The 12,256-nt window shown below is 39.4% G+C and carries 11 protein-coding genes; 9 read left to right on the plus strand and 2 right to left on the minus strand.

The window, feature by feature from the left end; translation table 11 throughout:
• The first annotated feature begins 33 nt into the window (after window positions 1-33).
• Genes AC06G9_RS10655 through AC06G9_RS10665 form a run of 3 tightly spaced genes read left to right on the plus strand, consistent with a single transcriptional unit; the run spans window position 34 to window position 7,203 of the window.
• Window positions 34-4,497: a SusC/RagA family TonB-linked outer membrane protein gene (locus AC06G9_RS10655; protein ID WP_480958118.1), complete on the plus strand. Its 4,464-nt coding sequence runs from the start codon at window positions 34-36 to the stop codon at window positions 4,495-4,497.
• Between the two features lie 23 nt (window positions 4,498-4,520).
• Window positions 4,521-5,882 (plus strand): RagB/SusD family nutrient uptake outer membrane protein, encoded by a 1,362-nt coding sequence (locus AC06G9_RS10660; RefSeq protein WP_480958119.1) that lies wholly within the window; start codon window positions 4,521-4,523, stop codon window positions 5,880-5,882.
• Window positions 5,883-5,892: 10 nt separating this feature from the next.
• Window positions 5,893-7,203, plus strand: coding sequence for a TlpA family protein disulfide reductase (locus AC06G9_RS10665; protein ID WP_480958120.1), 1,311 nt, complete (start codon window positions 5,893-5,895; stop codon window positions 7,201-7,203).
• Between the two features lie 62 nt (window positions 7,204-7,265).
• On the opposite strand, the gene AC06G9_RS10670 is transcribed toward AC06G9_RS10665, so the two are convergent.
• Together AC06G9_RS10670 and AC06G9_RS10675 are read right to left on the minus strand one after the other, a co-directional pair.
• Entirely contained in the window at window positions 7,266-7,547 is a 282-nt protein-coding gene (locus tag AC06G9_RS10670; protein ID WP_248753754.1) for a hypothetical protein, read from the minus strand.
• A gap of 19 nt (window positions 7,548-7,566) precedes the next feature.
• Window positions 7,567-8,052, minus strand: a complete 486-nt coding sequence (locus AC06G9_RS10675; RefSeq protein WP_153195957.1) for a MauE/DoxX family redox-associated membrane protein — start codon at window positions 8,050-8,052, stop codon at window positions 7,567-7,569.
• Between the two features lie 295 nt (window positions 8,053-8,347).
• Here AC06G9_RS10675 and AC06G9_RS10680 point away from each other — a divergent pair, with 295 nt between their 5' ends.
• The 6 genes from AC06G9_RS10680 to AC06G9_RS10705 all read left to right on the plus strand — a co-directional run bounded on the left by AC06G9_RS10680 (window position 8,348) and on the right by AC06G9_RS10705 (window position 12,219).
• Complete coding sequence (locus AC06G9_RS10680; protein ID WP_094772043.1) at window positions 8,348-8,881, plus strand: RNA polymerase sigma factor; 534 nt, start codon at window positions 8,348-8,350, stop codon at window positions 8,879-8,881.
• Between the two features lie 38 nt (window positions 8,882-8,919).
• Entirely contained in the window at window positions 8,920-10,209 is a 1,290-nt protein-coding gene (locus AC06G9_RS10685; protein WP_480958121.1) for a FecR domain-containing protein, read from the plus strand.
• Window positions 10,202-10,534: a hypothetical protein gene (locus AC06G9_RS10690; RefSeq protein ID WP_045756105.1), complete on the plus strand. Its 333-nt coding sequence runs from the start codon at window positions 10,202-10,204 to the stop codon at window positions 10,532-10,534. The genes AC06G9_RS10685 and AC06G9_RS10690 overlap by 8 nt, the downstream gene beginning before the upstream one ends.
• A 147-nt stretch (window positions 10,535-10,681) precedes the next feature.
• On the plus strand, window positions 10,682-11,122 hold the full coding sequence (locus AC06G9_RS10695) for a toxin-antitoxin system YwqK family antitoxin (protein WP_480958122.1): 441 nt from the start codon (window positions 10,682-10,684) through the stop codon (window positions 11,120-11,122).
• A 9-nt stretch (window positions 11,123-11,131) separates the two neighbouring features.
• Window positions 11,132-11,389, plus strand: a complete 258-nt coding sequence (locus tag AC06G9_RS10700) for an SMI1/KNR4 family protein (RefSeq protein WP_480958123.1) — start codon at window positions 11,132-11,134, stop codon at window positions 11,387-11,389.
• Window positions 11,390-11,568: 179 nt separating this feature from the next.
• Window positions 11,569-12,219, plus strand: coding sequence for a transcriptional regulator (locus tag AC06G9_RS10705; protein ID WP_480958124.1), 651 nt, complete (start codon window positions 11,569-11,571; stop codon window positions 12,217-12,219).
• Window positions 12,220-12,256 lie beyond the last annotated feature (37 nt).

The raw sequence follows: 12,256 nt of genomic DNA on the forward strand, positions 1-12,256 counted from the left end.
GCATTTGAGAGCACTTCTTTTAAACCTTAAAAAATGATGAATTTTATTAGGGATGGGAGAATACATGCCTATTTCAAGGGTATCTTCCAATCCATTTATACTATAAAAAACAAGTGCACTCAACAGGACATATCACCTGAATATTTTGCTACTAAAAATGCACTAAAAAATAATATTGCACAAGCAACTAATGATGATTTCAGTAGTTCATATACCTTCGAAAAGGATACAACTGCTACCCGACAAGTGCCCGATGGTCAGTCGCATAAAATCCAAGCAGGAGCAGAGGGGCAAAGTCCAGATGGATTTGCTTCCAGTCTTTTCCCAACCAACTTCGCCCCATCTTCTAGGTCGCTTCGAGTCGGCTCCCAGTGGGCTTCGACTGGGCTTCGACGTACGTGCAGGGAGAGTCGAAGCCCACTCGAAGGAGACTCAGGGGAAGGTAGAACAAGGCTAGAAGAGAGGTCGAAGAAAGGTGGGAGAAATGCAGTAAAACACCAAATGGATGTTTTGGAGCAGTTTTTGGCAGGAACTAGATCCATAACAGCTCCTAAACAGATTCGGACACTGTTTTACCGAAAGCCGTCTGTACACCGCTTCTGCACCGCCTTTTTCCCGTCCCTGACCCGGGAAATGGACGGTGCAGGGACTTTGCAACTGCGGTGCAGGGACAGGAAAGTTCAAAACAAGGTACGAACAAGGTTAAAACAAAGTACGAATCAGATCCAAATAGGCTTTTTGTATTTTTTATTGATTTTGATGCAAAAAGTAGTTTTTAAAGTGGCTAAGAGTGTACTGTTAGTGTACGGGCTATTCACGGGGATTGTACCAATCCTGTACCGAGAATGTATGGAGAAGCTACTGAGAAGATACCAAAGAGCTACTCAAGCCACTAGATTGGCTAAGGATCTACAGGCGGAGCTTAGACCAGCACGGGAACACGGTTGTTCCTGTATCTCCCAAGCATGCGTAGTGCATATGCTAAGTAATGGTCAAGCATGGATAGTGCGTAAAACGGTACCCATTGATACACTATCCATGCACTATCAACGCACTATCTATGCTTCATCTATACTTGATCGATGCCTGAAGAGTGCTTTATCTCAAATAAGCACTTTTAAGCGATCCAATTTATTTTATCAAGCGTCTGGGTGGTTTTGGATTAATAATCCTTCAAATCGCTTAAAATGCTTCTTAAATAAAAAGGTTGGATCTATTCAGGATGTCTTGAAGACGTGCCGCAAGGATTTTTTGTTAAAATCTAAATTTTCCATTTCGATGATCGCACTGCTCGTGATGACCTTTGGAGCAGGAGCTAGCCAGGCGCAGACCAAACCAAGTTATACCCTGCAAGGTAAGGTCAGTTCTGCTGTAGATAAGAAGCCCTTACAGGCTGTATCCGTGCGTGTTGAAGCTGATCAGGTGAAGACTTCGACTAATAAAGATGGTGCATTTAGCATCATGGTCCCACAGCGAAATGGCAAAGTAAAGTTTACTTCTGTCGGTTACAAAACCGTTGAGCTGGATTATACCGTAGATGTACCATTGCATGTGCAATTAACTCCTTTGGAAAATCAACTGGATGAGGTCGAAGTAGTGTCTACAGGATACCAGAAAATACCAAAGGAAAGAGCGACAGGGAGCTTTGTTCAGATCGACAATAAACTCTTTAATAGAAAGGTGGGGAGCAATGTATTGGAAAGACTAGCGGATGTCACTCCGGGCTTGATCTTCAATAATGGTAAAGGCGGGGCTGCCCAAATGCGCATAAGAGGGCAAAATACCATATTTTCTGATGCATCTCCCTTGATTATCGTTGATAATTTTCCGTATGAAGGAGATATCAATAACATCAATCCAAATGATATAGAGAGTGTGACCGTCTTGAAAGATGCTGCGGCAGCTTCGATTTGGGGTGCTCGGGCAGGGAATGGTGTTATTGTAATCAATACGAAGAAAGGCAATAGCTTAGGGGGTGAACAGGTGGAAATAAATATCAATACAACCATCGGAAATACTCCCGATCTACATTATCAACCTATGATCTCGAGTGCTGATTTTATAGAAATCGAGCGGATGCTGTTTGATCGGGGTTTTTATAATAATTTCGAAATATCGCTAAGCAGAACACCTTTGAATCCGGCAGTAGAGCTGTTTATCCGTCAACGGGATCATCCTGAACAAAAAGAAGCTATTGAAGCGGAGATCGAAAAGTTGAAAGGATATGACATACGGTCAGATTATGAACAATATTTTTATCGGGCGCCTGTAACACAGCAGTATGCTTTTCGTACACAGGGTAGTAATGGAACCAATCGTTATCATGCTTCTGTGGGATATGACCGTAATCAAACGGAGGTTGTCGGCAACAACAATAACCGGTTGACAGGTATTATAGGTAATCATTGGTCTTTCTTGAATAAAAAGCTGGAACTCACAGGACAAGCGGCTTTTACAGCACAGCGTACGGAACTTAATGGACTGTCCGAGATTAATTATATGGGTTATCGTAATATCCCAACTTCAAAAATATATCCCTATGCTAGACTTGCTGACGAAAGTGGTCAGCCACTGGAAGTAACCAAAGATTACCGTTTGGGCTATCTCCAATCTGTAGCCAATGATGGTCTATTGGATTGGTCTTATAAACCGCTGCTTGACCGTGATCAGCAGGATAGGACAGGTAAAGGCAACGATCTCCGTATGGATGCAGCTATTCGTTATCATATCAGGAAGGGAATACATGTACATGCTCAATATCAGTACTGGAATGGAAACACTGCTAATAGGCAGTTGAATAGCATGGAGAGTTACTATACCCGTGATATGATCAACCGATTTACACAGCGCAATTTGTCGACCAATCAACTTGCTTACGCCATTCCAAAAGGGGGCATCTTAGATCTGGAATACATCCGTTCACAAGCCCATAATTTGCGTTTGCAAGCTGATTTTAATTTTCAAGTGGCATCATTGCATGAGATTAATGGGATCATGGGCTATGAAATCCGTGATCAGCATGCTGATGCAAACAAAACAAGATCTTATGGATATGATGAACGTATAGGGATCAGCCAAGCGGTCAATTATAAGGATTATTACACCAGTTACTTCAATGCCTATAATACTTTTAATGTGATTCCGTTTATGGATCTCGAGACGGGTACTATCGATCGTTTTCGATCTGTTTTTAGCAATTTCTCTTATGCCTACGATCGTCGTTATACCTTTACCGGAAGTCTGCGTTTTGATGAGAGCAATCTATTTGGAGTGGATGCCAACCAAAAACGTGTCCCTTTATATTCGATTGGCTTAGGTTGGAATATCAGCAATGAACGTTTTTTTAATGTAAAGGCTATTGATAGACTACACCTAAGAGCAACCTACGGCAGAAGTGGGAATATAAATAAAACACTGACCGCTTACACGACCGCCTATTATAATCAGGCCAATGTATTGACACAGTTGCCATTTGCTAGTATTGCTACGCCAAGAAATCCTGATCTGCGCTGGGAGAAAATCTCAACTTCGAATATAGGACTCGATTTTTCATTATTCCGATCTCGAATTTCAGGTTCTGCGGAGTATTACAATAAAGATGGTGATGATGTGATCGGTACGATACCAACTCCTGGTACAGCGGGTATCAAAACAAAAACAGGAAATTATGCGCAAACAAATGCACAGGGATTTGAACTGGTACTGAACACGGTACCGATTGATAAAAGCGTGAAATGGAGCAATCAGTTGCTGTTCAATACGGTCAAAGATAAAGTGACAAGTTATCAAGGTCCAGCTTTATCGGCTTTAAATGTCATGGGAGCTTCTGATGGCCAGTCAGCCTATCCGATAGTAGGAAGTCCTTTATGGGCATTGTATAGCTTACCTTGGGGTGGTTTGGATCCGGAAAATGGAGATCCTATAGGCTATCTTAACGGAGAAGAGTCAAAAGATTATGCGGCGATCATGAAAGCGGTGAACATGGATGCGCTCATTTATCATGGACCAGTGAGGCCAACACGTTATGCATCTTTTCGAAATACCATAGAATGGAAACAACTGGCTTTTTCTTTTAACATGAGTTATAGGGGTGGTTATTATTTTAAAAAGGAGACGTTGAGCTATTATGATTTACTTAATGGCGTCACGACACATGGTGATTATGATCGAAGATGGCAAAAAACTGGCGATGAGAAGTTCACCGACATTCCGTCTTTTCAAGAGGTCATTAATACCCCACGTGCTCAAATATACACATACTCATCAGCTCGAATTTTAAGGGCTGATCATGTTCGGTTACAGGATGTGCGTATAGCGTATAGTCTTCCGCTGCATCGTTGGAATATGAAGAAGATCAGTCGATGCAGTCTTTATGTTTATGCTAATAACCTAGGATTGATCTGGAAGAAGGCTGACACCTCATACGATCCAGATTACGGACATGTTGAATATCTTCCTATTCGAACTTTCAGTCTGGGCGCTAGTATCATCCTTTAATCGTTTTTTTTAATATAACTATCATGAGAAAGAGTCATAGAAATACTTATATCATCAGTCTCTCCCTTGTCCTGACATGGACCGCATGCAGCAAGGAGTTTTTAGATGTCAAGCCACAGAAACAGCAAGTTGTGGTAGAGACACTTCAAGATGTTAACGCATTATTGGACAATGCCGAGGTGCTGAATCGTACCGATTACTTCCGGTTGATTTCGGATGGGGATCTGACATTCACGGAAAACAAACTTAAATCGGTATCAGAATTACAGCGTAATCTGTATCTGTGGAATAAAACAATTGATCCTACGGGGAAAAACACCTCGCCTTGGGATTTACCTTATCAGCAGATCATGTACGTCAATGTCGCCATGGAGACTTTAGACGCCATGAACAATTATGGTAATGACCGCTCACTTTGGCAACGATTGTATAGCAGCGCACTTTTTTATAGGGCATGGGCGCATTATCAACTATTGCAGGACTTTGCTCCAGGATTTAACAAAGGCTCAGATCAGTTGGGGGTACCCATTATTGCGGATAGCAAATATCCAAAAGTAATTCAGAGAGCAGCATTAATGGAATGCTACGATTTTATAATAAATGATCTAACAAGGGCAATAAGTGAATTGCCACTAAAAACAGATATAAAGACCAGACCGTCCAAGCAAGCGGCACATGCTTTACTCGCGCGGATTTATCAGAATCAGCATCAACATGATCTGGCACTGGTAGAGGTCAATAAGGCATTGGATATCGATCATCATGTACTGGATTATAATGATCTTAATTTTTCTGCTGCATTTCCTTTTTCTATGTTTAATTATCATACAAATCCAGAAATTATATTCTTCACCAATGCGGGCTTATCCTTAGTATCGTTGGCTGGAGTTCAAGTGGCTGATGATTTATTATCTACCTACAGTGAACACGATCTGCGGGTAAAGGCTCTTTTTGATGGAAATAAACTTTATATAGGTACGTATTCTGGAAATTCTCTCTATCACTTTACGGGCCTGGCTACCGATGAATTATATCTGGTAAAAGCAGAAAGCCTGATGAGAACGAATAGGTGGCAAGAAGGGATTGACGTGTTACAGGTGTTGCTCAAGAAAAGGTACAAAAATGGACTACTACCCACGTTTACACCTCATGATGATCAAGAGGCACTGTCCTTGGTCTTGAATGAAAGACATAAAGAATTAGTCGGTAGAGGTACACGCTGGTCTGATCTGAAACGTCAAAATTTAGAGGCTGCTACGCAAATAGATCTCTCAAGAACCTATTTGAATGAAACTTTTCTATTGCCAGCAAATAGTAATCGATACGTTTTTGAAATACCCCAAACAGAGATCGAGATTTCTGGTATAGAGCAAAATATTCGTTAGAAATAAAATTATGAAAAATTTATTATACACACTTTTTATGTTGCTTTTAAGTAACGGTTTAATGGCGCAGAAACAGTTGGTGAATATCGCTGTTGGAGAGCAAGTTCCCGATGTGGTGATTAAAGATATAACAGATGCCACCTACAGTTCGGCATCCTTACATCAAATGAGCCAAGATCAATTGTTGATATTGGATTTTTGGGCTACTTGGTGTGCTCCATGCTTATACGCTTTACCTAAAATGGATAGTATACAGCAGGAATTTAAAGATCAATTGAAAGTGATGTTAGTGACTTACCAAGGTGAAAAAGAGGTGCAGACTTTTTTTAAAGGCAGGATAAAAAATGGTTTTCCTGTTCCAAAACTACCTAAAGTATTTGGGGATACATTATTAAGAAATCTCTTTCCGCACAATACGATACCTCACTATGTATGGATCAGGAATGGCTCTGTTATAGCGATTACGGAGTCTGTTGATAGGGAGCAGGTCAAAAAAGCCATTGTAGGGGAAAAGGTAACTACCCAAACAAAGATCGATATGATCAAAGCAGATTATGACAGAGATAAAACTCCGCTGATTCAATTTCTAAATAATCCCCAGCAAAGGGAACAGAAGGGAAAAGTGGTTAATTATTCCATATTCACTAAATTTATTCCAGAACTGGGCTATAGTGGAGGTACATCTCTAGAATGGGATTCTTTGGGCAACATTAAGCGTATCACCAATACGAATATCAATCTGGTGAAACTGTATAAAATGGCATATGGTAAGATGAGGACATATATTAATGATGGAGCTGTCGATATTCTTTCTAACGACACTCTGGTAAGACGATTTAACGTGTCGGGAATGGCGGCAATGCCCATCATAGAAAAGAGAACATTTTGCTATGAAATCGTATCAGCAGATGATCATATTTTTGAAAAGATGCAACAGGATCTGAAAATTGCAGTGCCTGAATTTACTGCAAAAGTAATCGTAGCAAGGGACAGTTGTCTGGTACTAGAAAAAATCAATAATGATATCGAAAATTATGTGGTCGACTCCAAATCCAGATTAAGTGAATTTAAAGTAAACGGTAACTGTGTTTCTAACAAAAATTGTGATATGAGCAGCTTTCGCACTACTTTAGAATCGGTTATATTTAGATACGCAAAATGGCCCATTGTGGATCAGACTGGATTTCTAAAAAGATTTGATATTGAATTTTGTTATGAAACAAATTCAATTGAAGACATAAACGTTGCGCTTTTGCCATATGGTCTTCAGCTATCATTAAAACCTGCTGAACATGAGCGGCTGATCATTGAAAAAAAATAATAAAAATAGCCTTTACCAGGTTTATCCGGTAAAGGCTATTTTCAATTTAATCAGTTAAGATCCTAAAGTCCTGGATAGTCTCCATCTTGAACTGATTGAAAAACCCCTGGTGAGGTTTGGATAGCTTTGCACTCTCTTTCTTCATTAAGAGTACAATTCAGACTTCCTGCTCCTCCCGGAGTGATCGGTTGCCAATTTGGCGTTTGATCTTCTGCATCAGCAGGGGTGGCATTGTAGTGTGTTGCAGTTTGCATTGCTGTTGCGTCTGCGTAACCTACCCCTGCGGAGAACATAATAGCAGCTGCTGCCATTACTCTCCAAAAATTAAATTTTGTTTTCATCATGATGATGATAGTTTATTGGTTATGAGCCTACTCTGGTAGCGGTTTTCGGCATACCCGCTTTATTTTTTTGATAAATATATAATGCAATTACAGCTAAAGTCCACATGATCAGACTAAAAACAAGATGACCTTTATAATTCATTTCTTTAAATATACCGGCACATGAACATGTTTCTTTTGCTATGATTTCAGATAATACCACTACAATAAAAAGGATGATAGCAGTAAGATAGGCTATTGATAATAACAGTCCAGTTTTAAGGTTAAATACTAAAAAAACAAGGGAAATTATTGCCAGCACCGGAACGAAATAGGCTAATAAAGTCGCTATAGGAGCAGGAAAAAACTGCTTATGCATGCTATCAATATTATAGGGCATATTGCCAAGTTTTATCGCTGCAGTATATGTCCAAAGTCCGATCAGGATAATCCTTATAATTTTGAGGATTGTATGCCCAGCTCTAGATGTAGCTAATGATTTGATATAAATTATTTGCTTTTTCATATCGATTAGTTTAGTCTTTTTAATCTGTTAATTCCTTCAGTTATTGCAGTTCAATTTCATGTCGCTAAATTATTGCAACTATTTATTAATCAGATATTTGTATTTGTTTATTTAATAATTGTGTTGTATCTTTATATTACCATTTATAAATTTATTGTCTTCTATATATAACTATCCCAACTATGGGAAATGTACTGCCTGCATTTTCATTTAATTTTTAATTAATTGACTATCAGGGGTATAATTTCACTTTTTTAGTTAAGGATCGTTGAAGAATGGACATAAAACCTAAGGCATGGAAAATGAAGCATTTAAAATATTAATGGATGATCCGGACAGGGGACTTCGGTTTATCATTGATAAACATGGCCCTCAGTTGCTGAAGCAGATAACCCGTTGCATACAGAATGATGATGAACTCGTTAAAGATGTTTTTCAGCTTACACTGATCGCAATATGGACGGATCATAAAAAGATAGGAGAATTGGAAGATCCTTTTGCATGGATAATGGCTATTGCCCGAAATACGGCACTTAGTACGCTTCGTTCCGAAAGAATACGTCTAAAAGAACCGATTGAAGATCATGAAGACCTACGCAGTTCTGAACAGGCAGATACGGATCTGGTCTATAAAGAGACACTCGATGAGCTGCTGTTTCATGCCAGAAGGCTTACACCACGGGAAGAAGAGATTTTTATAGCCTCTAAAGTGGACGGAATGGATAATAAGGAATTGGAAAATGTCCATAACCTCACGCCTCAACACGTCAGGAACTTGATTAGTTCTGCAAATAGGAAGATCAGGAAGCTACTAAAGCGCTGGTCGTAACAGTTAATGGAGTTATTCATACAATAGAACAATACACAATGGGACACACAGATATCAATATAAAAGAGTTAATCAAACAGCAGTTATTGGAACAGTTAACTGTGGAGGAAGAGAAGTTGTTGGAGGGTGAGAAGATACGGTATACTGAAGATGAATATGAGCTTATGGTTATAGAGGTGTTGCGCGGACTGGGCGGACAACTGCCCAAAGGTATTCTGCAGGATTGGAAACCAGATGTTGATGCGATCATCGAAAAAGCGAAAGCCTTAAAAGCCGAAAAAGAAAAAGTGGTTAAAGTACAAAAGGAAGAAAAAATTTATTTGGCTGTTGCCGTGGCTGCCCTCTTATTTTTTGGACTCGCTACGCTAATATATTTTGCTTTAAGGCAAGAGGTTACGTATGTCCTTCCAGCTGTAAACAACAGTCTGCACTTTGCTAATGATGGAGATATTCCTTCTGAGGAGTCCTCCTGTATGCTTCTTGTGGGTAAATCGACCTGGATTAAAGTTTACCCTGATCATGTCGGCAGAATCAAGCAGGTAGGGGATTTATTGATCAGCAGGACCAAAGAGGGGGTGTTGAAAATTGAGAGAAGAGCTGGTAATCATGAAGCGCCAACAATCGCAAATCTCGAGATCTACACGGAGACGAGACAACAATGTGTACTGGAGACTGAAGATGGTACGCGTATCAGGATGAATGCACAGACCTGGGTGCGTTACCCGATACAGAAAAGGGACATAGCTTACATTGATTTGATAGGTGAGGCTTATGTTTCAACCAGTGATAAACCCTTTATTGTCGGGACTGTGAAAGGTAAAGTGACTTCGACTTCGAGTGACTTTGTGATTAAATCGGTAAAAGAATCAACCAAGATCGTACTTAATAATGGAAAGTTGAATCTATACGCGTATAGTCTTAAGAAAAGTAAAAGACTGCATAGCCCTCGCGATCTTGGGGTCCTGATGGCCGACTGGTTGGATAAATCCAGTGTGCCTAAAGACACGCTATTCCGTATGGAGGATATGAATTTTGAAATGGCAAAAATGTGGACCCGTAAAGTCCGCACCTACGAAAATATTCCATTGCGTGCTTTTGTTGAAGAAATGAGCCGCTGGGAAGGATTTACAATTAAGCGATGGGACTGTCTTCCGAAGAATAAGTTAATCACAACATCTGTACATTATCAGAGTGCTAAAGAAGAGGTTTACAGTGCTATCAAAGATGTAGGTGTGCTTTTATACGAAGAAAGAGGAATGCTCAGTTTCTGCCCAGAAGATAAAAAGAATAAGATCGCAATGACTGAAAGGAGGAAACATCATGAGTAGTTATAAAAAGTTTGTGGACAGTGTGTTTTACAGTATCGAGATCAATGACGTGGTCGAGAGACGAAAATGCCGAGCAACTGGGAAAGTAAGATTCAACGGTGTTGCTGAAGCGACCTTCTTTATTCATTGGCTTAAATGGAGGATTCGGAAATGGCTAGAAAAACCTGTGCGGAGGAAGCATCGAAATAAAGGTTTCGGTGCTAAAACTGCAACTCCGCGATATGTGTACCACTGTGAATTCTGTGAGGGATATCATATTACCAAAGAGCATCCATACGACTACCAACTTAAAAAGGAAAAGTATCATCGGAAGTATTTCGGATAGTTATAGTCAAAAGAAACGAATAATAGGTATTGATATAATTTGACGATTAACTTTTTCTAAAAATATGCTAATTTTAAAGTTGGTAAGGAAAAAATGGGATACGATTAAAATTAATAGTAGGGAGTATTGGATTATTAAAAATAAAAGATGTCTAAAGAAAATTTAAATAGCCCATTTAAAATTATAATCTCGAACGGAATCACCTATAGAGAGGATGATCCCAATACCCCGTATTCTGGAGTTTACAACTGGTTGACTGATGATGGCTCTGCTGTAACATCAGTTTATGAAGATGGTTTTCATGTCAGTCAGTTGATTACGGACAATGGTCTGACTAGAAGTAAAACGCTATTTAGAAAAGATCACAGCAAAGAGATAACGATCTACGATGATAATGGAGATATTTCCATTAGAAATCAGATCGTGGATGGAAAATTGGAGGGCATGACAGAGATTTACGCAGATGGAGTATTATTGATGACTGCTGAATTTAAAAAAGGAAGAAAAAATGGGGAGTGCATTGTGTACCACGCTGATGGGGCTATTGATAAGCGGGAGTATTATCTCAATAATGTTAAACAAGATTAGAAACACAAGATGACAGAAAGTGAATTGAAATATATTTGGAGTGTACCAAAATATTTATCGTATGTTCATCCTGAACTTACTCCTGAAATTCTGGAGCAAGCGCAGAAGCAAATTGGTTATAATCTTCCTGAAAAATTAGTAGAAATTCTAAAAATTCAGAATGGGGGATATGTTAGATACAAACTTGCAGAGACTCTTCACGAACAGATAACGGGGATCGGGCCTTATTTTCTTTCATTGACTGATTTTGATAGGACAGTAAGCTAGTGGACAGTGGTCTGTAAAAAGGCGAGGGGGCAGGGTAATTCAATGTTAAAGCGTACGCATGCGGCACCAATACCTTACGAATCGTAAATGATGACCTTCAAATATGAATTGGTCATAGGTTGCCACTGATAAAACGTGTAATTTGCCGGAGCTCTTAGTATTGCTAAATGAATATAATCATGATGAGAAAATATCTTTGTATAATGCTTCTTTTTATCGCTGCAGTGGATGGTCTGCGTGCGCAAACGGTGACCAGTAAATTGCTCCCAACCAAATTAAAAGCAAGTTTTGAACGTGTAAAACAGGCTATCCCAGATATGGATGGCTGGTATATTGATCAGGATATGGAGATTAAAGCCCTGGCCCATACAGATAGTACGGCGATCTTTGAAATCCAGGAGAAAGGTTTAAGTACTGAAATTGTTGTTGATAACGAAAAAGAATATAATAAGTTGGTCGCGGCGGCAGCAAAAGATGTTTCTAAACCAAGTATTTATATGCTCTATAATTACAAGTTAAAAGGCAAAAAAACGCAGTTTGTGCCGATAAAAAAAAGCTTCTTATTTCCTGAATATGGGTTTATCTGGACACTGGCCATAAAAAAAATAGCAGAAAACGAAACTGAACTTTCATTTGCATATAAATCGCTGAGCCCAACATTTGCCAATAAAATAGAGCAGGAATTTAAAGGCGATACCTATTATAGCAACAAAATTCTAAAAATTTCGGTCGATGATAAGCGGATGCGTCAACGGATCAACGATATTTTGATCAATAAAATGCATGTCGACAGGGATTATCCGGCGCCATCATATCCAATGCGTAATTAGGTTTTATACTTGGTGCCAAGTTATCATCATTGAAATG

This window comes from Sphingobacterium sp. MAE, from assembly GCF_056711605.1.

What these genes read in the sequence shown, in the direction of transcription:
- AC06G9_RS10655 (WP_480958118.1), top strand. Translation starts at nt 34, where the DNA reads ATGATGAATTTTATTAGGGATGGGAGAATACATGCCTATTTCAAGGGT.
- AC06G9_RS10660 (WP_480958119.1), top strand. Translation starts at nt 4,521, where the DNA reads ATGAGAAAGAGTCATAGAAATACTTATATCATCAGTCTCTCCCTTGTC.
- AC06G9_RS10665 (WP_480958120.1), top strand. Translation starts at nt 5,893, where the DNA reads ATGAAAAATTTATTATACACACTTTTTATGTTGCTTTTAAGTAACGGT.
- AC06G9_RS10670 (WP_248753754.1), bottom strand. Translation starts at nt 7,547, where the DNA reads ATGATGAAAACAAAATTTAATTTTTGGAGAGTAATGGCAGCAGCTGCT.
- AC06G9_RS10675 (WP_153195957.1), bottom strand. Translation starts at nt 8,052, where the DNA reads ATGAAAAAGCAAATAATTTATATCAAATCATTAGCTACATCTAGAGCT.
- AC06G9_RS10680 (WP_094772043.1), top strand. Translation starts at nt 8,348, where the DNA reads ATGGAAAATGAAGCATTTAAAATATTAATGGATGATCCGGACAGGGGA.
- AC06G9_RS10685 (WP_480958121.1), top strand. Translation starts at nt 8,920, where the DNA reads ATGGGACACACAGATATCAATATAAAAGAGTTAATCAAACAGCAGTTA.
- AC06G9_RS10690 (WP_045756105.1), top strand. Translation starts at nt 10,202, where the DNA reads ATGAGTAGTTATAAAAAGTTTGTGGACAGTGTGTTTTACAGTATCGAG.
- AC06G9_RS10695 (WP_480958122.1), top strand. Translation starts at nt 10,682, where the DNA reads ATGTCTAAAGAAAATTTAAATAGCCCATTTAAAATTATAATCTCGAAC.
- AC06G9_RS10700 (WP_480958123.1), top strand. Translation starts at nt 11,132, where the DNA reads ATGACAGAAAGTGAATTGAAATATATTTGGAGTGTACCAAAATATTTA.
- AC06G9_RS10705 (WP_480958124.1), top strand. Translation starts at nt 11,569, where the DNA reads ATGATGAGAAAATATCTTTGTATAATGCTTCTTTTTATCGCTGCAGTG.